The 24,643-nt window shown below is 29.5% G+C and carries 28 protein-coding genes; 19 read left to right on the top strand and 9 right to left on the bottom strand.

What is annotated here, in order from left to right; genetic code table 11:
* Window positions 1-11: 11 nt before the first annotated feature.
* From megL to JL105_RS10315, 6 genes are all read left to right on the top strand, one after another.
* A complete protein-coding gene (gene megL / locus JL105_RS10340) occupies window positions 12-1,196 on the top strand; it encodes a methionine gamma-lyase (protein ID WP_202690514.1) in 1,185 nt (394 codons plus the stop codon).
* A gap of 61 nt (window positions 1,197-1,257) precedes the next feature.
* Window positions 1,258-1,404: a hypothetical protein gene (locus JL105_RS10335; RefSeq protein WP_158280035.1), complete on the top strand. Its 147-nt coding sequence runs from the start codon at window positions 1,258-1,260 to the stop codon at window positions 1,402-1,404.
* Window positions 1,405-1,442: 38 nt separating this feature from the next.
* Complete coding sequence (locus tag JL105_RS10330) at window positions 1,443-2,252, top strand: hypothetical protein (RefSeq protein WP_132028583.1); 810 nt, start codon at window positions 1,443-1,445, stop codon at window positions 2,250-2,252.
* 38 nt (window positions 2,253-2,290) lie between these two features.
* Window positions 2,291-2,533, top strand: coding sequence for an ATP-binding protein (locus JL105_RS10325; RefSeq protein WP_158280033.1), 243 nt, complete (start codon window positions 2,291-2,293; stop codon window positions 2,531-2,533).
* A 12-nt stretch (window positions 2,534-2,545) separates the two neighbouring features.
* Entirely contained in the window at window positions 2,546-3,385 is an 840-nt protein-coding gene (locus tag JL105_RS10320) for a response regulator (RefSeq protein ID WP_132028577.1), read from the top strand.
* Between the two features lie 151 nt (window positions 3,386-3,536).
* Window positions 3,537-4,928: an alanine/glycine:cation symporter family protein gene (locus tag JL105_RS10315; protein WP_132028574.1), complete on the top strand. Its 1,392-nt coding sequence runs from the start codon at window positions 3,537-3,539 to the stop codon at window positions 4,926-4,928.
* A gap of 16 nt (window positions 4,929-4,944) precedes the next feature.
* Here JL105_RS10315 and JL105_RS10310 read toward each other — a convergent pair whose 3' ends face one another.
* The gene (locus JL105_RS10310) at window positions 4,945-5,634 is read right to left on the bottom strand and encodes a hydrolase (protein ID WP_132028571.1); all 690 of its coding nucleotides are present in this window, start codon (window positions 5,632-5,634) and stop codon (window positions 4,945-4,947) included.
* A 224-nt stretch (window positions 5,635-5,858) separates the two neighbouring features.
* Between JL105_RS10310 and JL105_RS10305 the strand changes: the two genes are divergently transcribed.
* A complete protein-coding gene (locus JL105_RS10305; protein WP_132028568.1) occupies window positions 5,859-6,560 on the top strand; it encodes a DUF1538 domain-containing protein in 702 nt (233 codons plus the stop codon).
* Window positions 6,561-6,572: 12 nt separating this feature from the next.
* Complete coding sequence (locus JL105_RS10300) at window positions 6,573-6,899, top strand: P-II family nitrogen regulator (RefSeq protein ID WP_132028565.1); 327 nt, start codon at window positions 6,573-6,575, stop codon at window positions 6,897-6,899.
* Between the two features lie 10 nt (window positions 6,900-6,909).
* Here the strand turns inward: JL105_RS10300 and trxB are convergent, their stop codons facing one another.
* From trxB to JL105_RS10280, 4 genes are all read right to left on the bottom strand, one after another.
* Window positions 6,910-7,869 (bottom strand): thioredoxin-disulfide reductase, encoded by a 960-nt coding sequence (trxB, locus tag JL105_RS10295; RefSeq protein WP_132028562.1) that lies wholly within the window; start codon window positions 7,867-7,869, stop codon window positions 6,910-6,912.
* 17 nt (window positions 7,870-7,886) lie between these two features.
* A complete protein-coding gene (locus tag JL105_RS10290; RefSeq protein ID WP_132028559.1) occupies window positions 7,887-8,414 on the bottom strand; it encodes a YeeE/YedE thiosulfate transporter family protein in 528 nt (175 codons plus the stop codon).
* 78 nt (window positions 8,415-8,492) lie between these two features.
* The gene (locus JL105_RS10285; RefSeq protein WP_132028556.1) at window positions 8,493-8,723 is read right to left on the bottom strand and encodes a sulfurtransferase TusA family protein; all 231 of its coding nucleotides are present in this window, start codon (window positions 8,721-8,723) and stop codon (window positions 8,493-8,495) included.
* 19 nt (window positions 8,724-8,742) lie between these two features.
* Complete coding sequence (locus JL105_RS10280) at window positions 8,743-9,390, bottom strand: YeeE/YedE thiosulfate transporter family protein (RefSeq protein WP_132028553.1); 648 nt, start codon at window positions 9,388-9,390, stop codon at window positions 8,743-8,745.
* Window positions 9,391-9,574: 184 nt separating this feature from the next.
* Between JL105_RS10280 and JL105_RS10275 the strand changes: the two genes are divergently transcribed.
* A complete protein-coding gene (locus JL105_RS10275) occupies window positions 9,575-10,477 on the top strand; it encodes a LysR family transcriptional regulator (protein WP_132028550.1) in 903 nt (300 codons plus the stop codon).
* Here the strand turns inward: JL105_RS10275 and JL105_RS10270 are convergent.
* Window positions 10,474-10,698, bottom strand: a complete 225-nt coding sequence (locus JL105_RS10270) for a sulfurtransferase TusA family protein (RefSeq protein ID WP_132028547.1) — start codon at window positions 10,696-10,698, stop codon at window positions 10,474-10,476. The genes JL105_RS10275 and JL105_RS10270 overlap by 4 nt on opposite strands.
* Before the next feature lie 123 nt (window positions 10,699-10,821).
* Here JL105_RS10270 and JL105_RS10265 point away from each other — a divergent pair, with 123 nt between their 5' ends.
* The 4 genes from JL105_RS10265 (at window position 10,822) to JL105_RS10250 (ending at window position 13,579) form a co-directional block, all read left to right on the top strand.
* Complete coding sequence (locus JL105_RS10265; RefSeq protein WP_132028544.1) at window positions 10,822-11,235, top strand: bacteriohemerythrin; 414 nt, start codon at window positions 10,822-10,824, stop codon at window positions 11,233-11,235.
* Between the two features lie 244 nt (window positions 11,236-11,479).
* Window positions 11,480-11,794, top strand: coding sequence for an MATE family efflux transporter (locus tag JL105_RS11575; protein WP_158280032.1), 315 nt, complete (start codon window positions 11,480-11,482; stop codon window positions 11,792-11,794).
* Entirely contained in the window at window positions 11,779-12,906 is a 1,128-nt protein-coding gene (locus tag JL105_RS11570; protein ID WP_132028538.1) for an MATE family efflux transporter, read from the top strand. The genes JL105_RS11575 and JL105_RS11570 overlap by 16 nt, the downstream gene beginning before the upstream one ends.
* Window positions 12,907-13,087: 181 nt before the next feature.
* A complete protein-coding gene (locus JL105_RS10250) occupies window positions 13,088-13,579 on the top strand; it encodes an ECF transporter S component (protein ID WP_132028535.1) in 492 nt (163 codons plus the stop codon).
* 87 nt (window positions 13,580-13,666) lie between these two features.
* Here the strand turns inward: JL105_RS10250 and JL105_RS10245 are convergent, their stop codons facing one another.
* Together JL105_RS10245 and JL105_RS10240 are read right to left on the bottom strand one after the other, a co-directional pair.
* Window positions 13,667-15,040 carry an alkaline phosphatase gene (locus tag JL105_RS10245; RefSeq protein WP_132028532.1) on the bottom strand — a complete coding sequence of 458 codons (1,374 nt, stop codon included), beginning with the start codon at window positions 15,038-15,040 and terminating at the stop codon, window positions 13,667-13,669.
* A 266-nt stretch (window positions 15,041-15,306) separates the two neighbouring features.
* The gene (locus JL105_RS10240) at window positions 15,307-16,542 is read right to left on the bottom strand and encodes an aminopeptidase (RefSeq protein WP_132028529.1); all 1,236 of its coding nucleotides are present in this window, start codon (window positions 16,540-16,542) and stop codon (window positions 15,307-15,309) included.
* A 231-nt stretch (window positions 16,543-16,773) separates the two neighbouring features.
* On the opposite strand from JL105_RS10240, the gene hemA reads away from it, so the two are divergent.
* Genes hemA through hemL form a run of 6 tightly spaced genes read left to right on the top strand, consistent with a single transcriptional unit; the run spans window position 16,774 to window position 23,309 of the window.
* Window positions 16,774-18,006 carry a glutamyl-tRNA reductase gene (gene hemA / locus JL105_RS10235; protein ID WP_132028526.1) on the top strand — a complete coding sequence of 411 codons (1,233 nt, stop codon included), beginning with the start codon at window positions 16,774-16,776 and terminating at the stop codon, window positions 18,004-18,006.
* A gap of 10 nt (window positions 18,007-18,016) precedes the next feature.
* Window positions 18,017-18,625, top strand: coding sequence for a precorrin-2 dehydrogenase/sirohydrochlorin ferrochelatase family protein (locus tag JL105_RS10230; protein ID WP_132028523.1), 609 nt, complete (start codon window positions 18,017-18,019; stop codon window positions 18,623-18,625).
* Window positions 18,622-19,530 carry a hydroxymethylbilane synthase gene (gene hemC / locus JL105_RS10225; protein ID WP_132028520.1) on the top strand — a complete coding sequence of 303 codons (909 nt, stop codon included), beginning with the start codon at window positions 18,622-18,624 and terminating at the stop codon, window positions 19,528-19,530. The genes JL105_RS10230 and hemC overlap by 4 nt, the downstream gene beginning before the upstream one ends.
* Window positions 19,527-21,029, top strand: a complete 1,503-nt coding sequence (gene cobA / locus JL105_RS10220; protein WP_132028517.1) for a uroporphyrinogen-III C-methyltransferase — start codon at window positions 19,527-19,529, stop codon at window positions 21,027-21,029. Before hemC ends, cobA begins: the two co-directional genes overlap by 4 nt.
* Before the next feature lie 4 nt (window positions 21,030-21,033).
* Entirely contained in the window at window positions 21,034-22,005 is a 972-nt protein-coding gene (gene hemB / locus JL105_RS10215; protein ID WP_132028514.1) for a porphobilinogen synthase, read from the top strand.
* A 14-nt stretch (window positions 22,006-22,019) separates the two neighbouring features.
* Window positions 22,020-23,309 (top strand): glutamate-1-semialdehyde 2,1-aminomutase, encoded by a 1,290-nt coding sequence (hemL, locus tag JL105_RS10210; protein WP_132028511.1) that lies wholly within the window; start codon window positions 22,020-22,022, stop codon window positions 23,307-23,309.
* A 112-nt stretch (window positions 23,310-23,421) separates the two neighbouring features.
* Here the strand turns inward: hemL and JL105_RS10205 are convergent, their stop codons facing one another.
* On the bottom strand, window positions 23,422-24,474 hold the full coding sequence (locus JL105_RS10205) for a zinc-binding dehydrogenase (RefSeq protein WP_132028508.1): 1,053 nt from the start codon (window positions 24,472-24,474) through the stop codon (window positions 23,422-23,424).
* Between the last annotated feature and the right edge of the window lie 169 nt (window positions 24,475-24,643).

Here is a 24,643-nt window from a genome sequence, read left to right as displayed (position 1 = left end):
GGAGGGATATCATGAAAGATATGGGATTTAGTACAAAAGCAATTCATGGAGGTTATGTAAAAAATGAAGTGGGAGCCTTAGCCACACCAATTTATCAAACATCAACTTTTATTTTTGATTCTGCTGAACAAGGAGGAAGAAGATTTGCCGGTGAAGAAAAAGGATATATATATACTCGGCTTGGTAATCCAACAAATACTCAAGTAGAAGAAAAAGTGGCTTTGCTAGAAAATGCTGAAGCCTGTGCATCCATGGCATCGGGGATGGGCGCTATAACAAGTTGTCTTTGGACTATTCTAGAAGCGGGAGATCATGTAGTAGCTGGTCAAACTTTATATGGTTGTACTTTTGCATATTTAAATCACGGGCTTCAAAGATTTGGCATAGAAGTATCTTTTGTAGATACTAAAGATCCAGAAAACGTAAGAAAAGCTATGAAAGATAATACAAAAGTAGTTTATTTAGAAACTCCTGCAAATCCTACTTTAGATATTTCTGATATTGAGGCTATTTCTAAAATTGCTCATGAAAAAGAGAATTGTATGGTAGTGGTAGATAATACTTTTTCTACTCCTTATATTCAAAGACCATTGGATTTAGGTGCAGATGTGGTAGTTCATTCAGCTACTAAATATCTAAATGGTCATGGGGATGTAATAGCAGGTTTTGTATGTGGAAAAGAAGATTTTATAGAGGATGTAAAGATGGTAGGAATTAAAGATATGACAGGTTCAGTTTTAAGTCCTTTTGATGCATTTTTGATTAATAGAGGTCTTAAAACCTTAGAGATTAGAATGGAAAGACATTGTGAAAACGCTTTTAAAGTAGCAGAATTTTTGGAATCTCATCCAACGGTAGAAAAGGTATATTATCCAGGATTGAAAAGTTTTCCACAATACGAATTAGCAAAGAAACAGATGAAATTACCTGGTGCTATGATTTCTTTTGAAATAAAAGGAGGAATGGAGGAAGGTATAAGGTTAATGAACAATGTTAAGTTATGTACTTTAGCAGTAAGTTTAGGAGATGCAGAAACTTTGATTCAGCATCCTGCATCTATGACTCATTCTCCATATACACCTGAAGAAAGGGAGGCTTATGGAATTCCAGATAGTTTAGTAAGATTATCTGTAGGCTTAGAGAATGTAGAAGATATAATAGAAGATTTAGAGACAGCTTTAGAAACTATATCATAGGATGTTATATAGTGCCTTCCCATGTGTATGGGAAGGTATTCCTATTAGTTGGGTGATAAATATGAAAAAAAGTAAAAGATTTATTATTGGTTCATTAATTGTTGGTCTTTCTTCTTTATTATATATGGATTTTTATGTTAAAAATTTTAGGTTTTCTTTTGGTGGAGTAGTTTTTCCTTTTATATTATATATATATATGATGATTTGAATCCATTATTTTTCGGAATTGCATCGGGCTTTTCTTTATTGTTATTTAGAGGAATATTTTCTAGCTTATTTCAAGGTATATTATTTGAAACATTATATTTAAATGCACCAGAAGTTGTGTTTTATTTAATATATGGAAGTATATTTTATATATTCAAAAAGAAAAATGATTCCTTAAAAGAAAATTCAATGTTTGTATTTTTTTTAATTAGTGATTTTATTTCCAATATGGTGGAGATATATATAAGAATTGGTAATGAAATTTTTAAAAGCAATGGTAAATTAGTAAAAACTTTAATATTGGTTGCATTTATAAGGGCAGGATTAATTTGGATAATTATATTAGGCTATAGATATTATAAGCTTTTATTAGTTAGAGAAGAACATGATAGGAGATATAAAGAATTGTTGTTATTGATGTCTAAATTAAAAACAGAAGTATATTGGATGGAGAAAAACATGGATCATATTGAAAGAATAATGGAAAATGCATATGAATTATTTAATAATATCAGTAATAATAATGAAGTACAAAGGGAAAAATGGTCTCAGTCTGCATTAGAAATAGCTAAAGATGTTCATGAAATAAAAAAGGAATATAGTTTAGTAGCTACAGGTATAGAAGAAATAGTAAATGATGAGCTAGATGTAACAGGTATGTATTTTTCTGAATTAATAAATATATTAAAAGAAACTATAAATAGAGAGATAAAAGATCAAGGAAAAGATATTTCAGTTGAATATAAAGTAAGAGGAGATTTTTATACAAAAAAACATTATTATTTAATGTCTGTACTGCGGAATTTAATGACAAATGCAATAGATTCTATTGAAAAAAAGGAAATATAAGTTTAGTTCATAAAAAGGAAAATGATGAACATATATTTATGGTAATAGATGATGGCAGTGGTATTGAAGATGAAGATTTACCTCATATATTTTCTCCTGGATATTCAACTAAAATAGATTATGAGACGGGTCAGATATATAGAGGATTAGGTTTAACACTTATAAAGGATATTGTTGAAATTTATTTAAATGGTAAAATAAAAGTAAAATCTAAATTTGGAAAGGGTACAATATTTATAATATATATTCCAGCAAAAGAGTTGGAGGAGGACGAAAGTTGAGGATATTTATAGTTGAGGATATTTATACTAGATGACGATAAAAGTGTTATAAGGATATTAAAAAAAATCATAGAAGATAAAGAATTAGGACAAGTTGTAGGGACAGCGAGAGATGGTAAAGAAGGACTGGAAAAAATTAGAACGACTACACCAGATATAGTTTTAATAGATTTGTTAATGCCAAAAGTAGATGGATTAACGGTTATTAAAAAACTTAAAAAAGAGCATCCAGGGATAGAATTTATAATGATATCCCAAGTATCATCAAAGGATATGGTAGAACAAGCTTATAAACTTGGAGTGGAATATTATATATATAAACCAATAAATGCAATAGAAGTTGAAGCAATAATGAAAAAAGTTATTGAAAGAATTGAAATAAACAGAAGTATTTCAAAGATACAACAAATATTTTCTGATAAACCTCAAAAAGAATGGGAAAATTTAAAGCATTATGAGCAGTGTATAAATGGAATATTAATGAAACTTGGTATAATGGGAGAAAAAGGTGCTGAAGACATAATAAAAGTTAGTAAATATATTATACAAAATAATATAAATTTAAATCAAATAACCATAAGAGAGTTGTGTAGTAAATTTACTGATAATCCTAAAGCTATGGAACAGAGGATAAGAAGAACAATAGGAATAGCTATGTCTAATATAGCTAGTTTGGGAATTGAAGATTATATGAATGAAACGTTCGTAGAGTATTCCAATAGTTTATTTAATTTTGAACAAGTTAGAAAAGAAATGGAATTTATAAGAGGGAAAAGTAATAAAAGAGGTTCAACAAATACAAAAAAATTTTTATTAGGACTAATATCATATTGTGAGAATATGAATAATTAAAAGTGAAATAAAAGAAAAAATTGTGAAATTAAAAACAAAGGTTGTGAAAATATAAATAAGCATAAATATTCTGAAAATATTTAAATGTTTTTGTAGTATTTTGAAGTTCATACCTTACAATGTTATTAATAAATTATAGGAGGTATTAGGTATGGACTTTCTTTTAAAGATAAATGAAGTTGTTAACAACTTTGTTTGGGGACCTGTAATGTTGATTTTATTAGTAGGTACAGGAATATATTTAACTATAGGCACTAAGTTCTTTACTTTTAATAAACTTGGATATGTGTTAAAAAATACTTTACTAAAAGCATTTGATAAGTCTGAAGTTGGAGAAGGTGAAGTGACTCCTTTTCAAGCAATGTCTACAGCTCTTGCTGCAACAGTAGGTACTGGAAATATTGCAGGTGTGGCAGCTGCTATTGCTATTGGAGGTCCTGGTGCAATATTTTGGATGTGGATTTCTGCACTATTTGGTATGGCTACCAAATTTGCTGAAGTAGTGCTTAGCATTGAGTTTAGACAAAAAACTGAAGATGGTCGCTATGTAGGAGGACCTATGTACTATATAGAGGAAGGTTTAAATGCTAAGTGGCTTTCTTATGTATTTGCTATATTTGCAGCATTTGCAGCATTTGGCACAGGTAATATGGTGCAATCTAATTCAGTGGCAGAATCTTTAGAAGCTATGTTTGGAATAAATAAATGGGTTACAGGGATTGTACTAGCAGTTTTAGTTTCAATTGCAATATTTGGTGGTTTAAAACGAATTGCATCTATGACAGAAAAACTAGTCCCTTTCATGGCAGTTTTTTATGTGGTAGGTGGATTAATAATAGTTATAATGAATATCTCTAATGTGCCTGCAGCTTTTAAGTTGATATTTAAAAATGCTTTTTCTGGAACAGCTGCAGTTGGTGGATTTGTAGGTTCTTCTATGAGTATGGCAGCTAAAATGGGAGTAGCTCGTGGAATATTTTCCAATGAAGCAGGTCTAGGTAGTGCACCTATTGCTCATGCTGCGGCTACTACTGATCATCCAGTGCGTCAAGGTTTCTGGGGTGTGTTTGAAGTATTTATGGCTACTATTGTTATATGTACAATAACAGCATTATCTATTATTTTGACAGGAGTTTGGAATACAGGAGAAACTGGTGCAGTTTTAACTACTATGGCTTTTGAACAATCTCTACCATTTGGTGGATATATTGTATGTATTAGTATACTGTTATTTGCTTTTTCTACTTTATTAAGTTGGTCATATTATGGTGAAAGAGCTGCTGAGTTTATATTTGGTCCTAAAATTATAAAGCCTTATAGAATTATGTGGATACCTTTCATAGTTATTGGAGCAGTAGGTGGACTTGAAACTCTTTGGGTTGTTTCAGATACATTAAATGGACTTATGGCTATTCCTAATTTAATAGGAATATTAGGATTAAGCAGTGTTGTATTTAAACTGACAGATGAATTTTTCAAGACAAAATATGTAAAAGAGAAAAGATTAGTTTATGCAGCTAAACAACAACAAACAATTAGATAAAAAAATGAATAAAGCATTAGGCTTTATTCATTTTTTTATCATTTCTGTAATTATCCATAACTTCTGCGAATATATCTGCGGAAGAAGGTGGAGTATAAGTTATAGAGTTAGCTCCTGCTTCGATGGTTTTTAATATGCTTTCGTCAGTAGGACCTCCTGTTGCAATAATTGGTAATTCTTTTCCATATTCGTTGCGAATTTTTTTAACTATCTCTGGAGTTTTAGGACCACCAGAGATGTTTAAAATTCTTGCTCCTGCATCTAATTTCCCTTTATAATCGTCGTATTCAGATACTACTGTTGCAATAATAGGAATATCAATTCGGTTATACATTTTACTTATAACATCTGTAGAAGTGGGTGCGTTTACAACTACTCCATAGGCTCCCATTAATTCTGCTTGAAGAGCTATATCAATGGATCTTTTACCTGTAGTGAGCCCTCCTCCTACACCAGCGAAAACAGGTACTGGTGCTACTTCTAATATAGCTTGAGTTATGGCTAATTGAGGCGTAAAAGGGTATACTGCAATTATAGAGTTAGCATTGGTATTTTTGATTATTGCTACATCTGTAGAAAACAGTAAAGATTTTATTCGTGTGCCTAATACTTTTATTCCACTAGCCTTATATATTACAGGAGGGACTTCTATTATTCTGGATCTTAATTTAGATTTTACTTCTGGAATATATTTTTCTTTTGTCATACTTTGACCTCCTTTTATTATAATTCCAATATTAATTAGCTTATCAATTATTACTACCCTTTATTTAAAGGGATTAACCATAAAATATGAAAATTTAAAGAGATTTTAAGAATTAAAATCAGCAATCCTTCACTATCAAAGATTTCTATAGTATAATTATATTATTGCTACATTATGTAAATTAAGTATTTTTAATTAACAATGTTGTAGGAGGATGGTAGTATATGAGAATACTAGAAAATCTAGGAGCATTGTGGGAAACCTTAATGAGTATACTCCCGCTAACAGCAATACTTGTTTTTTTTCAATTAGTAGTACTGAGAAAACCAATTGATAATGTAAAAGAATTTGTTATAGGCTTTTTATTAAGTGTATTTGGATTACATTTTTTCTTAAAAGGTGTATCGATGAGTTTGTTTCCATTAGGAGATTCAGTAGGAGCTAATTTAGTTGTATTAGAGAGAAAATGGTTAATAGTTTTAGTTGCTTTTATAATAGGATATTTTGGTACTCTTGTAGAGCCAGCCTTGAAGGCTTTAGCTCTTGAAGTAGAAGAAATATCTATTGGAGCTATTCCTCATAATGTATTAGTTCATGCAGTTGCTATTGGTTTTGGAACTGGAATGGGTATAGGTATATATAAGATATTAAACAATATATCCTATGTAAAAATAATAGTTCCTTTACTCTTGATTATTTTAGTATTGATATTTTTAGCACCAGAAGAATTTGTTTCTATTGCCATGGATTCAGCTAGTGCTACAACAGGACCAGTAAATATACCACTGAATATGGCTTTGGCAATAGGGTTGACCAAGATAATAGAGAATATAGATCCTTTATTAGCTGGATTTGGTATAGTAGGTCTTACATCTACTGGAGCTGTAATATCGGTGTTGATTTTAGGTATATTAACTAGGATATAGGGAGGGATTATTATGGATAAAGTTAAATGTATAGTTGCTATTGTAGAAAGAGGAAAAGCAGATAGAATTGTTGATAAGGCAAAACAAGCAGGAGCTAAAGGTGCCACTATTATGTATGGAAGAGGAACGGGACAATCGGAAGCATTAAAGTTTTTTAACATACATATTGAAGCTTCAAAAGAGATAATTATAATACTTAGTGAGGAGGAGCATTATAAAGATATATATGATGCTATAATTGAAGCAGGTAGACTGAAAGAGCCAGGTACAGGTATTATATTTACTGTTCCTGTAGCAGAATTGGTTGGATTACATCATAGGGAACATATTGAAAAATAGAGAGTCTAGATTAATCTAGACTCTCTGAAAGTGTGTTTATATAGTTCTCAGCTGAAAAAGCTGCAATGGCTCCATCGGCTGCAGCCGTAACTACTTGCCTTAATGGCTTTACTCGACAATCTCCAGCGGCAAAAACTCCTGGTATATTAGTTTCCATATTTTCGTTTGTTTTTATGAATCCATTTTCCATGTTTATTATATCTTTAAATAAACTTGTTGCAGGTTCTAAACCTACATAGGGGAAAATCATGAAAGAGTCGTTACCTTCCTTAGGTGTTATAGTAGTTTTTTCGCCAGTTTTAACATTTTCAACAACCATAGCTTCTACTTTATCTTTACCTTTTATTTCTTTAACAACTGTATTCCACATAAAATCAAGTTTGTCACATTTAAAAGCTTTTTCTTGAATAGATTTAGCAGCTCTTAATTCATCTCTTCTATGAATTATAGTAACTTTGTCTGCAAATTTAGTTAGATATATAGCTTCTTCAACAGCAGAATCACCGCCACCGATTACATATACTTCTTTGCCTATACATAGATTGGCATCACAGGTAGAACAGAAGGATATGCCTTTGCCAATTAATTCTTCTTCACCTTTACAACCTATTCGTTTTGGTTTAGCTCCAGTTGCTATTATAATACTTTTAGCATGGTATATATTTCTGAAAGTTTCTGCTATTTTTTCGTTTTCATTAAAATCTACTTTTTTTACATTTGTAAATTTGAAGTCTACGCCAAATTTTTTTGCTTGTTCATAGAATAAATTCATTAATTCTTCTCCACCAATTCCATTTGGAAAACCTGGATAGTTTTCCAAATCTTCAGTAGAAGTGATTAAACCACCAACTAATCCTTGTTCTAAAATAATAGTTTTTAATCTAGATCTACCACAATATATTCCTGCTGTGAGACCAGCAGGACCTCCTCCGATTATTACTACATCATAATATTCGTCTTTTTTAGCCATATATTATCCTCCTTAGCTTAAATAAAAAACTTAACTAACAATTTACTACCAACCCATGCTCCAAAGAATATAAATACAAGATATATCCATCCATGAAGAGACATTGATGCTATACCACTGAATAGAGCACCAATATTACAACCAAAAGATATTCTAGCGCCATATCCCATTAAAAGTCCTCCTAATATAGCAGCTATTGCCTGTCTACCGGATTTTATCTTTTTTATTTTAAATTCAGATGCTAAAAGAGTAGCTAATAATGCTCCGACAATTATTCCTATATTTCTAAATGATCCAGCATGGGCAAGGAAACCATTAGCTAAAGTTTTTCCAGCTTCACCTTGAAAGAAAGCCCAAGTTTCAGGATGCCCACCTAATGCTTGAAGTATCCAAGCTCCCCAGTAAATAAATACGCTAGTAACACCCCAAGGACTTCCACTAGCTGCAAATAAAGCTACGTTTAATATTGCAAGTATAACAGCACCTGTTACATAAGACCAAGGTTCTTTAAAAAATTTATTATAATAAGGACTATCTTTTATCATAAAATAATTACCCCCTTTCAAATCAATTTAATAATTAAAGAAACATCTCTTGGCGGACGACTATTGACCGCCAGGAGATTACTTAGTTTTTTCTATATAAATTTCCCATTCTCCATCATCAATTTCTTCTATTTCGCAGTTATATCCTTCTTTTCTTGCCCATTCAGGAACATTTTTTATAGCACAGCTATGATCTACTTCTACTATTAATGTGTCTCCTACATCAAGATCCTTTATTTTTTTCTGTGTTTTTATTAAAGGTACTGGACATGCTTCACCTAAACAATCTAATTTAACTTCTTTACCCATTTTCATTCCTCCTTAAGTTTTAATTACTTTTATTTCCAAACCAATCTGCTAATATATATAAAGCAAATAAAAGACCAAATTGTAAAACTAATGCTGGAAACCACCCTAAAGCATCAGGAAGGAATAAAGCTTTTCCTTTGCTAAAAAAGTGAGATTCCCAAAATTCGATATGTTTAACACCCCATAAGGAACCTATAACAAAGAAGACTAAAGCTAATACTTGCATTAAAAAACCTTCGCCAACTCTCATTAAAGTTCCAGAAGCACAACCACCTGCAATAACCATTCCTATACCAAACATAAAAGCACCTATTGCTATATGAATTCCTGCAGGGTTAATATTGCCAGGTATTTCTTCGCCTCGAAGAAAAGCACCATATTGTATTCCAGCAAAACCTATTGTTGCAATAGCGATAGTTATAATTACTGCTTTTGTAAGGCTAGTCCCTCCAGTTAGTACAGGGTCTCTTAAAGATGCTGTAAAGCAAAATCTTGAACTTCTAAGGGTATATCCAAATAATATTCCAAACATCCAAGACATAGGGTGTTTGGGACCTAGATCTTTAATAGAATATCCTATTATAATTACTAGTATTAATAATGCTATACCAATTGGTATTTGATTTACTTTCTTTTTCTTTTTTTTGCTAGTTTTAGAAACGCTCATTTGTTCACCTCCTATATTTGACAGAATTTTGTTAAAAGAGTAACATTTAAATAAACACTATACCTTTAATTAAAATTCTATACGAAAAAATTGGTATTTAGCAATTAATAGTGTTAATATAGTATTAAGAATATTAATACTAAACCATCCTTTTGGGGGAGGATTGGGGTAGGAGGGGGTCTATTTGAATATTTATAATTTAGCTTCTTTTATTGAAATAATAAAAGAAGGAAGTATATCTAAAGCAGCAATTAACCTTCATATGACTCAATCAGCATTGAGTCAACAGTTAAAATCTATTGAGGAAGATTTAAATTGTAAATTGGTTGAAAGAAGCAATAAAGGTGTTTGGCCTACAGATGCTGGTAACATTGTTTTAAAATATTCAGAAATTTTTTTAGAATTATATGAAAACATGTTAAAAGAAATAGAAAAATCTAAATTAATTGAGCTAAAAGAGATTAGAGTAGCGTCATCAAATAGCGTATGTGAATATTTAATTCCTTGCACTTTGTATACTTATAGAAAACAACATAGAGGAATAAAATTTATTACAAAATGTGATTATACAGAAAATGTTATTGAAGCAGTAAAAAGTTATAGATCAGATGTTGGCTTTATAACTATGGAGATAACAGAACCAAATCTTAATTGTGTAAAAATACAGAATCATGAATTAGTGATTATATACTCTCCTGACAATGAAGAAATGGAGAAAGTTACAAAATTGAAAGATTTAGCTACTATTGGATTAATATTAGGACCTGAAGAAAGCGGCATTAGAAAAACAATAGAGAATATTTTTAATGCTAATGGAATACTTCTTAAAAATGTTAATATTAAAATGGAATTAGGTAGTGTAGAAGCTATAAAAACATCAGTAATGGAAAATCATGGGATATCTATAGTCCCATATGCAGCTGTAAAAAAGGAATTGTATACAGGAAATTTAATGAGTAAAAAAATAGAAGGATTAAATTTAAAATGTGATATATGTATGATATATTTAAAAGATTATAATTATGAAGAACATATAAAGGACTTTATAAAATATGTAGAAAGATATGGAAGAAATACTTTTTGTTAACCTATTTTTTCAATGGTTATTTCCCATATACCTTTTATAATTTCATTTATATAAATATTACATTTTTCATTAGCTAAAGTATCTTTTATATTTGAAGGGGCACAACTGTGATCTGTTATAATTATTAATTTTTCATTTATTTCTAAATCTTTATAAGCAAGTTTGGTCTTAATAGCTGGGATTGGGCAAAAATCACCTAAACAATCAATTTTTTTTACCATTTTATTATCACTCCTTAATTTTGAATAATACTATTTAAATTGTTATTATCTTCTATATTATTTATAATATAATTGTATCATATTTATTTAATTTATAATTTAATAATATTGGAGGTGTTTTATATGTTTAAATGGAGAGATGATTTTAGTGTTAACATAAAATCAATAGATGATCAGCATAAAGAATTATTTAGAATAGGAAATAATTTATACGATATTGTATCACTAAAAGATGGCATTGATAGATATGATGAGATAATGGAAGCATTATATAGCATGAGGGATTATGCTATATATCATTTTCAATATGAGGAAGAATTAATGGAACAAAATGGGTATCCTGATTATGCTAAGCACAAAAGAGAACATGATGCTTTTATATCAAAAGTTAAATCGGTAGATGAAGAAAAAGTAGATGAAAAGCAAGAACAAGTGGGCATGGACTTGGTCATATTTATTGCAAACTGGATAGAAAATCATATATTAAGGACGGATATGAAATATAAGAATTATTTAAATAACAAAGGGATATTTTAGTTAGTTTATTGGGATAAATTTATATGAAAACTAAAGAGGAAATTACAAAGAAGAAAAACATAGTAGAGTGTTTCACCCATTAATATGATACTGTTGAATTTTATTTATGAGTTTGCAAGTATAAACATGTAAATTAAGAATATATATAGTTAAAAAGAAAATAGAGATTATAAATACTAATAAAATTTATAGTATAAAAGTGATGATAATTTGTAGTACATGTAGCAAAATAGGAGGTTTTTTCATGGGAATAAACGATAAAATGTTTGAAAAAGAGAATGTTAGTAAATTACTATTTAAATTTTCTATACCATCTATAATTGCTATGTTGGTAAATGAATTATATAACATGGTAGATACAGTATTTGTAGGAAGAGCCATAGGAGGAAATGCTATAGGAGCTTTAGTAGTAGTATTCCCTATTCAAAGGATAGTAGCAGCTATTAGTATGATGTTAGCAATAGGTTCATCTACATTTGTAGCTAGGAGAAATGGTGCAAAAGATTATAAAGGTATTAGCAATGTTATTAAAAATGGAAAACATTGGTATTTGTTATAATGATACCTTTAATCATATTGATATATACTTTTAGGGATAGTATTTTAAGCATGTTAGGAGCTAGTGAGAATATACTTCCTTATGCCCATGAATATTTATCTATTATAATATTTGGTAGTATATTTATATGTATGACCACTGTAATGGGATATATAATGATGTCTTTAGGAAATAGAAAAGTGACGTTAGCTAGTACTTCTTTAGGTGCAATTCTAAATGCTATTATAGACTATATATTAGTGATTAAATTATCCTATGGGGTTAAGGGTGCAGCTATAGCTACGGTAGTTTCTCAGTTTATAGGGTTTTTGTATGCTTATTATAAATTTAGAGGAGTTAAGAAAAAATTAAATCTATCTTTAGGTTTTAAATTGAAAAGAGAAATGACTGCAGGAATAATAGCTGTAGGTTTCTCAGCTTTTATAGTGGAAGCAGAAGATGGAATACTTTTAGCTATTTTAAACAATTTATTATTAAATCATGTAGGAGATACAGGAGTTATAATATTAGGAGTTGTTTCTAAATTGTCTATGTTTTTATTTATAACTATGCTTGGTATCAGTTCTGCTATGCAACCTATAGCTGCATATAATTTAGGAGCTAAAAATTACAAGAGACTTAAAAAAGTAGTTAAAGAAACTATCATATTTGCATTTATTTCATCGGCAATTTTATGGTTGTGTGGAATGATTTTTACAGAACAAGCTATTTCATTATTTGTAAAGGAACCAGAATTGATATTAGCATCTGCAAAGGCTTTTAGAGTTATGATAGCTGTATTTCCCATATTAAGTATCTACTATGTGTCTATATACTATTATCAATCCATTGGAAAAGCTAAAAGTTCTTTTGTACTATCTATATTTAGGCAGATAATAGTATTGTTACCTGTATCTTTAATATTAGTAAAAGGAATAAATATGGGAGCGTTAGGGGTGTGGCTATCTTATCCAATTGCTGATTTTACTTCAGGAGTTTGTTCAATATTTTTAACAAGAAAAGTATTTAAAAAACTAGATCATAAAATAAAAGAAAAAGAATTAAAAAGTTTAGAAAAAAGCTATTCAATGAAATCCTATAAATCAAAGGAAATTGGAGAAGATACTATATAATAAAAAGTAATAAAGTTTTAGGCAGGATATTATGGCATATAATTCCTGCCTATTTTTATGTTAAATAATATATAAAATAAAACATTGAACAAGTGTAATGAAGGTGTTATTATATATTTAGATACAATTATATCAAGACATAGAACTGTACCCATACATATTGTGGAAGGAGGCTGTTTTCATGAAATATAATAGTTTAAAAACATTAGTAAGATATGCTATGCTAATAGCATTAACCACAGTTATGACTATGGTAATTCAAATTCCTACAGTAGGGACTGAAGGTTATTTAAATTTAGGGGATATGGTTGTTTTTTTAGCAGCACTTATATTAGGTAGAAAAGGGGGATTTATAGTAGGAGGTTTTGGTTCTGCTCTAGCAGATTTGATAACTGGATATACTCATTATGTACCTATTACATTTGTGGTAAAGGGGTTAGAAGGGTTTATTGCAGCTAGTTTATTAGAAACCAAAATAGGAAAAGATAAACCTATAGTGGCGACATCTATAGCTGGAATATTTATGGCCTTTGGATATTTCATACCAGAAACCTTTATGTATGGAAAGGCTGCTGTAGCATCTATTCCAGGGAATATACTGCAAGGTTTAGTAGGAGCTATAACTTCTGTGGTATTATATAATGCGTTAAATAGAGTAAAAGGAATTAAATAGTAAATTATAGAAAAACATCTCTATATACTTTTTATATTGTGGCTTATGTTTAAGTGTCTTATATAGAGATGTTTTTCAACTGGAAAATTAAGAGGCTTTTTTGATATTTTTATCAGACCATCCGAACATTTCTAACATTATTTTATTAACATCAGTATTATCCATATGGATCGAAAATCTTTCAGCACCTGGACCGTATGCTTTTATGGGAACATCAGTAGCAGTATGAGCACTTGAAGCCCAGCCTGTATTAGAATTAAGATTTACGATATTTACAAGGGATTCTATAGATTTTTTACTTATAGAATTTTTAATTTCTTTGCTTTCTTCTGGATTTAATTTAATACCTAATTTTTGTTCTATTTCTTTTTCAAAATTTTTCTCATTTAAAGTAGGAAATAAATTTTCTAGGGAAATTTTTTGTTTTTTTAATTCTTCAGGTTTAAAATTGTAAACTCCATATCCTCCAATTGCAAGACCTCCAGTTTCATGGTCTGCTGTTACTATTACTAATGTGTTTTTATCTTTTTTAGCAAAATCTAATGCTGTTTTTACTGCATCGTCAAAGGCTATTACATCTAATGCTGTAGTAGCAGGATCATTTGCATGAGAAGCATGATCAATTCTTCCGCCTTCTACCATCAAAAAGAATCCGTTTTTTTCATTGTTTAGTATTTCAATGGCTTTTGCTGTCATTTCAGAAAGACTAGGCTCTTTAGACTTATCTCTATCTATTTCATAATTCATATGGGTTAGATTAAATAATCCTAATATTTTACCTTTATTTATTTTATTTAAATCATCTACTGTTTCTACATATTTATATCCATATTGTTTTGCTTTTTCAATTAGATTTTTATTATCTTCTCTTTTACCACCTTTAGTTTTAGGTATAAAATGCCTTTTACCTCCGCCTAATAATACATTTACTTTATGTTCAATCATTTCTTCAGCAATTTCGTTTTCAGCATCTCTATCTGCATTATGAGAAGCAAATACAGCAGGTGTAGCATGTGTAATTCTTGTTGTAGTAACAAGACCTACAGATTTACCATTTTTTTGTGATTTTTCTAAAATAGTTTCTAATGGTTTTTTATTTTTATCTACACTTATATACCCATTATAAGTTTTAACTCCTGTAGCGAGAGCTGTACCTGCCGCAGCTGAATCAGTAACCCATTTTTCTTCTTGAGGCAAAGGATGAGTTGATACAGTTCCATTATATGGCATTGAATCCATATAAAGTTCAGAACCTTTTAATATACGCCCTAAAGTAATGTGAGATTCACCCATTCCATCTCCAATAAGTAATATTATATTTTTTACTGGTTTTTGAGAATCTTTATCCATATTTTCAGCTATTGCATATATGTTTGTTTGTAAAAATATAGATAATACAAGAATAAAACTTAGAATTAAACTATAAATTTTTTTGAATTTAGAATTTTTTAAAATAAACATATAAACCCTCCTTTAATAATTGTTATCTTTATTATAGAAAAAGATTGTAAGGAATATATTAACTGAAAGTAAAAATTTAGTAAATTATATATTGCTATAATCACTCAAAATTTAAAATCCTCCCTTATTATGTTGAAGCAAGAATGATAAAGGAGGATTTTAATATTATTAAAAAAAGAATCTAAAATAAAATTTTATTGAAATATATTTAGAAAACAACTTGAATTATAATTCAAGTTGTATAGAATTTTTTATAGTCACTAATTTTAAAAAGCCCAATTACCATTTTCAAATATTTGGACTTTTTTCCCATCTTTAGTTTCCCCAATTATAGATAAATCTTCTGAGCCTATCATAAAATCCACATGAGTTAAGGAGTCATTAACTCCTCTTTTTTCTAATTCTTCCTCAGTCATATTTTCTCCACCTTCAATATTTGTAGGATAAGCTTTGCCTAAAGCAAAATGACAGGAAGCATTTTCATCAAAAAGCGTATTTAAAAATATTATATTGGAATTGGATATAGGAGAATCATATGGTACTAAAGCAACCTCTCCTAAATGTTTAGCACCTTCATCTAGAGAAAGTAGATCTTTTAATACTTCATAGCCTTGTTCAGCTTCAAAATCTACAACTTTTCCTTCTTCAAAAACTAGCTTAAATTCGTCTATTAGATTTCCACCATAGTTTAATGGTTTTGTACTATAAACTACACCATTAACTCCAGTTTTTAAAGGCATGGTAAATACTTCTTCTGTAGGTATGTTGGGAACGAAGAATACATCTTTAGCATTTTTACTCCCACCACCTGCCCATATATGACCTTCAGGCAATTCTACTTCTAAATCGGTACCATTGGAAGATTTATAATATAGTTTTTTAAATTTCTTTTCATTTAGGAAATTAACTTTTTCCTCTAAATTTTTAAGATGTTCTTCCCAAGCTTTAATTGGATCTTCTAGATCCATTCGAGTAGATTTAAATATAGCTTTCCATAGTTTTTCCATAGCTTCTTCTTCTGATACATCAGGGAAAACTCTACTAGCCCAGCCTTGTGTAGGGATAGATACTACACACCAAGCATTTATATCATTCATGGTGTAATTTCTAAAATTCTTTAATGCTATAGATGAGGATTTGTTATAAGCTGCAATTTTCTTAGGATCTATATCTTTAAGTAATTCTGGATCTTGAGAATATATGGATAAAAATCCAGCACCATCTTCTGCATACTCCTCCATACCATCAGCATACCATTTAGGAAAGTTTTCAAATACTTCCATAGGAGCATTTTCGTATTTCATTTTAGTTAGTATTTCATCATTCCAATTTACATGAACCTCTTTTGCCCCAAGTTCATAAGCATGTTTTGTCACTAGTCTTACAAAATCTGCCCCTTCTATGGGAGTATTAATAACCAATGGTTGACCTTTTTGTAGGTTGATGCCTACTTCTACACAAAGTTTTGCATACTCATCTAGCATAATATTAAAATTTTTCATTTAATCACCTCTAATTATGTATTTGAGTATAGTTTATAGGATTAGGGAAGAAATGTAAATAGTTATGTAGGCTTTAATTAAAAAATATATGTTTTTTATTATATAAAATTAAGATTATTTGACGCTTACACATAATATATAGTAATATAAAGTGGAATGAGAAATTTCAAAAAATAAATTAAATTAATCGAATATATCAGAGAAAAATTTTATAGGCATTGGGGGATAATGATGAATTTAGCATTAATTGGCGTTAATCATAATATATCACCTATTGAAGTTAGAGAGAAAGTTTCTTTTACTGAATCTATGCGCATAGAAGCTTCTAGTATGCTTTTAGATAAATCAATAAATGAAATTGTAATTCTTTCAACTTGTAATAGAAGTGAAATATACATAGCTAGTGAGAACATAGAAAATTCAACAAAGGAAGTAAAAAAATTTTATAGCGTTTTTTTTAATTTTCCTCAAATAGAAAAATATTTATTTATTAAAAAAGGAAAAGAGGTAGTAGATCATCTCTATATGGTTGCATCAGGCTTGGATTCATTAGTTTTAGGAGAGGATCAAATATTAAATCAAGTAAAAGAAGCTATGATCTTTTCTATGGATTTAGGATTCAGTGGGAAAGTTTTAAACAAACTATTCATGGAAGCTATAAAAGAAGGGAAAAAAATAAAAACAAATTTAAAAATATCTGAAATTCCATTATCTACTAGCTATATTGGAATTAAACTTCTAAAAAAAGAAATAGGCTGTCTTGAAGGGAAAAAAGCTCTTATAATTGGTGCTGGAGAAATTAGCAAATTAGCACTGCAATATTTATGCGAAGAAGAATTAGATAAAATATATGTTGCTAATAGAACTAATAATAAATTAAAAGATATGTTTAACGAATTCCCTTATTTAATACCAATAGAATATAAAGATAGGTATAAAGTCTTGAATGATGTAGACATAATGATAACAGCTACATCAGCTCCTCATGTTATAATAACTCATGAACATATACCCATTATTAATAAAAAATTATATATACTAGATTTAGCCTTACCTAGAGATGTGGATCCTAAAGTTAAAAATATAGAAAACATTATCTTATATCATATTGATGATCTTAAAAAAATATCTGAGCATAATCAACAAAAAAGAGAAGAGCTTTCAGAAAAAGCTAAAGTTATAATAGATGAAGATGTAAAAGAATTTATAGAATGGATGGAAAGTATAAAAGTAGACCCTGTTTTAAAATCTTTAAATGAGAGATGTTTAGAGATAAAAGAAGATACAATGAAATATATAAATCGGAAATTGGATCTGAATCAAAGAGAGAAGAAAATAATAGATAAAATGCTTAGCTCAGCTTTAAAGAGAGTTATAAGAGAACCAATAAAAAATTTGAAAAGTATAGAAAAAGAAAGCGTAGATAGTTATATAGAAATGCTAAATAAATTATTTAATTTTTAGGAGTGAAAATATGTTTTATCCTATAATGCTAGATATAAAAAATAGAGATATTGTAGTTATTGGAGGAGGTAAAGTTGGTTATAGAAAAGCTACAAATTTTTTAAATTTCGAAGGAAAGGTGAAGGTAATAAGTGAGCATTTTTTTACTAAGTTTTATGAATTGGAAAACAAATATGATAAAAATATTATTTTAATTGAAGATACATATAAAAAAGAATATATAAAAGGATCTTTTTTAGTAGTAGCAGCTACTTCTTCTGCAAGAATAAATGAAAGAATTTCCAAAGATTGTGATGATGAAGAGATTTTATGTAATGTAGTAGATAGCTTAGAAAATTCAAATTTTATTTGCCCTTCTTTTATAAATAAAGGGGATTTATTATTAGCAATTTCCACTATGGGGAAGTGCCCTTTTTTAAGTAAAAAAATAAGAGAGGATTTGGAAAAAAGATATTCCAAAATAGACGAAGAATATATTATTTTGTTAGGCAAAGTTAGAAACATTATTTTATCTAAATATAATCATAAAAAAGATAAACTTTTAAAGTATTGTTTAGAATTAAATAAGGAAGAATTAAAAGATTTTTATGAGGAACTTATTAAGGGGGAGAATATATGAAGATTGTAGTTGGAGCTAGAGGAAGTAAATTATCAGTTGTTCAAAGTAATTTAGTTATAAATATGCTTAAGAATGTTTATCCTTATCTTGATATAAAATTAAAAACAATAAAAACTAAAGGAGATATATTAAGAGAATTTTCTTTGGATAAAATTGGTGGTAAAGGAGTATTTGTGAAGGAAATTGAAAATGAGCTTTTAAATGGAGAGATTGATATAGCAATACATAGTATGAAAGACATGCCAGGAATTCTTCCAAAAGGTTTAAAATTATCACATGTGCCAAAAAGAGAAGATTACAGGGATGTAATGATTTTAAGGAAAGGTTTGAACAATTTAAATGAATTGCCTATTGGAGGTAAAATTGGTACAGGAAGTAAAAGAAGAAAATATCAATTACTTAGATATAGAAAAGATTTAAATATAGTTAGTATAAGAGGTAATATAGAGACTAGAATAAGAAAAATAGAGTCAGAGGAATTGGATGGCGTAGTATTAGCAGCTGCTGGAATAAAAAGGTTAAGACTTCATGAGATTTTAGAAAATAAAATCATATATTTAGATAAAGAAATAATGTTACCGTCTCCTTGCCAAGGAATACTTGCTATTGAAATTAGAGAAAATGATGAAAAAATAGAAAATTTACTAAAGAATATATCCCATGAAAAAACAGAAGTACAAGCAAAAGTAGAAAGAGCATTTTTAAAGAGAATAGGGGGGAATTGTAAAGTACCTATAGGTGCATATTGTGAAGTATATGATGAAAAAGTAGTTTTAGAAGGTTTTTTAGGAACGCAAGACGGTAGTATATTGATTAATAAAACATTAAAAGGTAAAAGAGATTCTTTAGAAAAACTAGGTTACAATCTTGCTGATATAATGCTTAAAGAGAGGGATTCTAAATGAAAGGGAAAGTATATTTAGTAGGAGCTGGTCCGGGAGATGATAGCTTAATAACTTTGAAAGGGCTTAAATGTATAAAAAAAGCAGATGTAATAATATATGATAGGTTAATAAATAATAACCTTTTAAAAGAATCAAAGAAAAATTGCAAATTTATTTATGTAGGGAAAAAGTCTAAAAAACATATTAAAACTCAAGATGAAATAAATGAAATAATATATAGAGAAGCACTGGAAGGGAAAATTGTCGTAAGACTTAAAGGCGGAGACCCTTATGTGTTTGGAAGAGGTGGAGAAGAAGGAGAATACTTAGCAAAAAGAAATATTCCTTTTGAGATTGTACCAGGTGTTACTTCGGCTATTGGGGGATTAGCTTATGCAGGGATACCTATAACTCATAGAAATTATGCATCTTCTTTTCATGTTATAACAGGACATTTAAAAGATGAAAATGATAAATTAAATTGGGAGGTATTGGCATCATTAGATGGGACTATTGTATTTTTAATGGGGATTTCTAACTTAGAAAATATATCCAAAAATCTTATTGAAAACGGGAAGGATAAAAACACACCTGTAGCTATAGTAAGTTGGGCTACTATGCCTTATCAAAAGGTAGTTGAAGGTAATCTTTCAAATATATATGAAAAAGCAATGAAATATAATATAGTGCCTCCAAGTATTATAGTAATTGGAAATGTAGTTAAATTGAGAAAGAATCTTAATTTTTTTGAAAGGAAAATATTATTTGGTGAAACTATAATTGTAACTAGGGCTAGAGAACAAAAAAAAGAATTTGTTGATAAATTAAGAGAATTTGGAGCTACGACTTATGAGTTTCCTACTATCAAAATAGATGAAATAACTCCTAATATAGAATTAGAGAATGCAATAGAAAATATAGAACAATATACCTATTTATTATTAACTAGTGTAAATGGAGTAAATATATTTTTTAAAAAACTTTTTTCTTTAGGATATGATTCTAGAAAATTAGGAGGATTAAAAATTGGAGTTATAGGTTCTAAGACAGCGAAAGCAATGGAACGATACGGAATAAAGCCAGATTTTATTCCAAAAGAATATGTATCAGAATTTTTAACAAAATATTTAAAAAATGTTTTAACAACAAAGGACAAAGTATTATTACCAAGAGCTAAAAATTCAAGATCCTATTTAGTAGAAGAACTTTCTAAGATATGTGATGTAGATGAGATTAAAATTTATAATACAGTTAAAGGAACAGATAAAGCTGAAGAGTTAGTAGATTTTTTAAAAGACAAGAAAGAATTTTATTTAACCTTCACTAGTCCTTCAACTTTTAATAATTTTGTAGAAATATTAGGAGATAATTCTCAAAATATTTTAAAGAGAGGTAAAATATTATCGATAGGACCAGTAACATCAAAAGTTATAAGAGAAGGTGGACATGAAGTTTATGGTGAAGCAAGAAAACATACTATAGAAGGTATAATCGATTTATTAATAAAGGAAAGGAGATAAAATAATGAATATAATAAATAGGCCTAGAAGGCTTAGAAAAAATGAAATTATTAGGAATTTAATCAAAGAAACGAGGCTATGTATTGAAGATTTCGTTTATCCAATATTTGTAAGAGAAGGGATAAATATTAAAGAAGAAATAGCATCTATGGAAGGAATTTATAGATATTCAATAGATAAGGTATTAAAAGAAGTAGAGGAAATAGAAAAATTAGGGATAAAAGCTATTTTATTATTTGGAATTCCAGACAGAAAAGATGAATTAGGAACAGAAGGCTATGCAGAAAATGGGATAGTACAGAGGACCATAAGAGAAATAAAAAAAGTGTTTCCTGAAATGTATGTTATAACAGATATATGTATGTGTGAGTATACATCTCATGGGCATTGTGGAATTCTTTTAGAAAATGGATATGTAGATAATGATAAAACATTAGAGTATTTGGGGAAAATTGCTTTAAGTCATGCAAAGGCAGGGGCAGATATGGTAGCTCCTTCTGATATGATGGATGGTAGAGTAAGATACATTAGAAATTTTTTAGATGATAATGGATTCGAAACAGTACCAATTATGGCATATAGTGCTAAATATGCATCTTCTTTTTATGGACCTTTTAGAGATGCAGCAGATTCTGCACCAACTTTTGGAGATAGGAAGTCTTATCAAATGGATCCTGCTAATGCAGATGAAGCTATGAGAGAAATTAAATTAGATATAATGGAAGGTGCAGATATAGTAATGGTGAAACCAGCTCTTTCTTATCTTGATATTATAAGAAAAGCAAAAGATAATTTTAATATACCTTTAGCTGCTTATAATGTTAGTGGAGAGTATTCAATGCTTAAAATGGCTATAAAAGAAGGAATTTTAAGTGAAACGGTTGTATTAGAATCTTTACTTTCAATTAAAAGGGCAGGTGCAGATATTATTATTTCATACTTTGCTAAAGATGTAGCAGAAATTTTAAATAGTTAAAAGGAGATGATTGTGTGAACTTGGGAAAATCGAAAAAAATATATGATGAAGCTATAAAATATATTCCTGGAGGAGTAAATAGTCCTGTTAGAGCTTTTAAATCTGTTGGAACTTATCCAATATTTATTAAGAAAGGACATGGTAGCAAAATAGAAGATGAAGATGGAAATAAATATATCGATTATATTTGTTCATGGGGACCTTTAATATTAGGACATTCTAATGAAAAATTATTAGAAGGTATAGATGATATTTTAAGAAGTGGAATAAGTTTTGGTTTACCTACTAAAATAGAGGTGGATATGGCAAAACTTATTGTAGAATCTTACAATGGAATAGAAATGGTGAGAATGGTAAATTCAGGAACGGAAGCGACTATGAGTGCTATAAGAGTAGCTAGGGGTTATACTGGTAGAGATAAAATAATTAAATTTGAAGGTTGCTATCATGGACATAATGATTGCTTACTTGTAAAATCAGGTTCAGGGACTATAACTTATGGAATACCTACTAGTAGTGGTGTTCCAGCAGATATTATAAAAAATACTATAGTTTGTAAATATAATGATTTAGAAGATGTAAGAAAAACTTTTGAGAAATTTGGGGAGGATATAGCAGCTGTAATAATAGAACCTGTAGCAGGAAATATGGGAGTGGTTCCTAGTGATAAAGAATTTTTAGAAGGACTTAGAAGAATAACTAAAGAAAATGGTTCATTACTTATATTTGATGAAGTAATAACAGGCTTTAGGATAAGCTATGGAGGAGCTGGCGAGGTATATGGGATTGAGCCGGATATGGCTTGTTTTGGTAAAATAATTGGTGGAGGTTTCCCAGTTGGAGCTTACGGCGGGAAAAGAGAGATAATGGAAATGGTATCTCCAATAGGTCCAGTATATCAGGCAGGTACTCTTTCAGGTAATCCATTGGCTATGCATATAGGATATAGAATTTTAAAAGTGTTAAAGGAAAATAAAAATATATATAAAGAATTAGAAGAGAAAGCTATTATGATGGAAGAAGGGATTAGACGAAATATTGAAGAGTTAAATATAAATGCAAAAATAGTAAGATTTAAAAGCATGTTAACACTTTTCTTTGGGAAAGGACCTTTTAAAAATTTTGATGATGTTCAATCTTGCGATATTGAAATGTATGCTAAATATTTTAATGAAATGTTAAAACGAGGAATAATGCTTCCACCAGCTCAATTTGAAGGAATGTTTTTGTCAGCAGCTCATACTAAAAAAGATATAGAATATACTATTAAGGCTAATTATGAAGCATTGAAAGTTATAAAGTAATATTTGTATAATGGGTAATAGCTTGATTATTCTGATATTATCCAAATATCTTTTGAAGAATTTAAGCATAAATACAAAAAAAGAGTAGGACATGTGCCCTACTCTTTTTGTATTATTCTAACCACACAATTGGTTTTATTAAATCCTTTGGTTTTTCAACCATAAGGTTATAAGCATCGGCTATTTTATCTATCCCTTTGAATTCATGAGTTACTAGCTTAGATGGATCCACTCTCCCAGCCATTACAAGCTGGATCATAGCTTCCATTCTCACTCGCCCACCTGGAGTAAGACCGCCTTTAATAGTCTTATGTGCCATTCCAAACCCCCATGCTGGGCAAGATATTGGTATATCTTCCATACTTTCATACATATTAATATTTGCAACAGTTCCTCCTGGGCGAACCATCATTACAGCTTGATTTACTACATCAATTCCGCCACCTGCAATAATGACCCTATCAACGCCATTACCATCTGTTATTTCCATTACTTGCTCAACTATATCTCCTTCTTTATAGCTAATTATTTTTGTGGCACCATATTCCTTGGCCAACTCAACAGCTTTAGGTCTAGTACCTACACCAAATATCTTACCAGCACCTCTAAGTTTAGAACCTGCAATTGCCATCAAACCTACTGGCCCAATACCTATTACTACTACAGTATCACCAAATTCTATATCTGCAAGTTCTGCACCATGAAACCCTGTTGTCATCATATCTGTAACCATAACAGCAGACTTTAAGTCCATACCTTCAGGTAGAAGAGCTAGATTCATATCTGCATATCTAATACGGGCATATTCAGCATATAGACCATCTTCATAACTAGAGAGATTTATACCTTTCAGTTGTCCTCCACTATGCTGGTGCATATTATATTGTATTTCTTTTTCACTCCAATCTGGAGTTACTGCAGGTATAATCACTTTGTCTCCAGGTTTTATTCTCCTTACATCTTCTCCTACTTCAGTAACTATTCCTATTCCTTCATGTCCCATAATTAAGTTTGGGGGTGCAATTCCCATTTGAACACTATGGACATCAGATGAACATGCTGCAATAGCTGTAAGTTTAACAATTGCATCTTTTTTTCCACAGGTTGGTATTGGCTTTTCAACAAACCCAATCTTACCTTTTTCTAAAAAAGCATATCCTTTCAATGTACTACCTCCTCACTATATTAATTAGGAAATTTATGTCAATAACATATTTATGAAATATATTTTCCTTACATTACTTATTACCCATTAATAGCATTTTATATTTAAAAAAAATAAAAATATTTAAAAAATTAAAACAATGAAAAGATAATATATACAAGACTAATAT

This window comes from Keratinibaculum paraultunense, from assembly GCF_016767175.1.
Lineage (GTDB): Bacteria > Bacillota > Clostridia > Tissierellales > Tepidimicrobiaceae > Keratinibaculum > Keratinibaculum paraultunense.
Note: the sequence above shows the minus strand (reverse complement) of the source record. Positions and strands in the feature narration are given on the sequence as shown.

Excerpts from the sequence above, each read along its gene's own strand:
- megL (WP_202690514.1), top strand. The coding sequence starts at position 12 with ATGAAAGATATGGGATTTAGTACAAAAGCAATTCATGGAGGTTATGTA.
- JL105_RS10335 (WP_158280035.1), top strand. The coding sequence starts at position 1,258 with ATGAAAAAAAGTAAAAGATTTATTATTGGTTCATTAATTGTTGGTCTT.
- JL105_RS10325 (WP_158280033.1), top strand. The coding sequence starts at position 2,291 with ATGGTAATAGATGATGGCAGTGGTATTGAAGATGAAGATTTACCTCAT.
- JL105_RS10315 (WP_132028574.1), top strand. The coding sequence starts at position 3,537 with ATGGACTTTCTTTTAAAGATAAATGAAGTTGTTAACAACTTTGTTTGG.
- JL105_RS10310 (WP_132028571.1), bottom strand. The coding sequence starts at position 5,634 with ATGACAAAAGAAAAATATATTCCAGAAGTAAAATCTAAATTAAGATCC.
- JL105_RS10305 (WP_132028568.1), top strand. The coding sequence starts at position 5,859 with ATGAGAATACTAGAAAATCTAGGAGCATTGTGGGAAACCTTAATGAGT.
- JL105_RS10300 (WP_132028565.1), top strand. The coding sequence starts at position 6,573 with ATGGATAAAGTTAAATGTATAGTTGCTATTGTAGAAAGAGGAAAAGCA.
- trxB (WP_132028562.1), bottom strand. The coding sequence starts at position 7,869 with ATGGCTAAAAAAGACGAATATTATGATGTAGTAATAATCGGAGGAGGT.
- JL105_RS10290 (WP_132028559.1), bottom strand. The coding sequence starts at position 8,414 with ATGATAAAAGATAGTCCTTATTATAATAAATTTTTTAAAGAACCTTGG.
- JL105_RS10285 (WP_132028556.1), bottom strand. The coding sequence starts at position 8,723 with ATGGGTAAAGAAGTTAAATTAGATTGTTTAGGTGAAGCATGTCCAGTA.
- JL105_RS10280 (WP_132028553.1), bottom strand. The coding sequence starts at position 9,390 with ATGAGCGTTTCTAAAACTAGCAAAAAAAAGAAAAAGAAAGTAAATCAA.
- JL105_RS10270 (WP_132028547.1), bottom strand. The coding sequence starts at position 10,698 with ATGGTAAAAAAAATTGATTGTTTAGGTGATTTTTGCCCAATCCCAGCT.
- JL105_RS10265 (WP_132028544.1), top strand. The coding sequence starts at position 10,822 with ATGTTTAAATGGAGAGATGATTTTAGTGTTAACATAAAATCAATAGAT.
- JL105_RS11575 (WP_158280032.1), top strand. The coding sequence starts at position 11,480 with ATGGGAATAAACGATAAAATGTTTGAAAAAGAGAATGTTAGTAAATTA.
- JL105_RS10250 (WP_132028535.1), top strand. The coding sequence starts at position 13,088 with ATGAAATATAATAGTTTAAAAACATTAGTAAGATATGCTATGCTAATA.
- JL105_RS10245 (WP_132028532.1), bottom strand. The coding sequence starts at position 15,040 with ATGTTTATTTTAAAAAATTCTAAATTCAAAAAAATTTATAGTTTAATT.
- JL105_RS10240 (WP_132028529.1), bottom strand. The coding sequence starts at position 16,542 with ATGAAAAATTTTAATATTATGCTAGATGAGTATGCAAAACTTTGTGTA.
- hemA (WP_132028526.1), top strand. The coding sequence starts at position 16,774 with ATGAATTTAGCATTAATTGGCGTTAATCATAATATATCACCTATTGAA.
- JL105_RS10230 (WP_132028523.1), top strand. The coding sequence starts at position 18,017 with ATGTTTTATCCTATAATGCTAGATATAAAAAATAGAGATATTGTAGTT.
- hemC (WP_132028520.1), top strand. The coding sequence starts at position 18,622 with ATGAAGATTGTAGTTGGAGCTAGAGGAAGTAAATTATCAGTTGTTCAA.
- cobA (WP_132028517.1), top strand. The coding sequence starts at position 19,527 with ATGAAAGGGAAAGTATATTTAGTAGGAGCTGGTCCGGGAGATGATAGC.
- hemB (WP_132028514.1), top strand. The coding sequence starts at position 21,034 with ATGAATATAATAAATAGGCCTAGAAGGCTTAGAAAAAATGAAATTATT.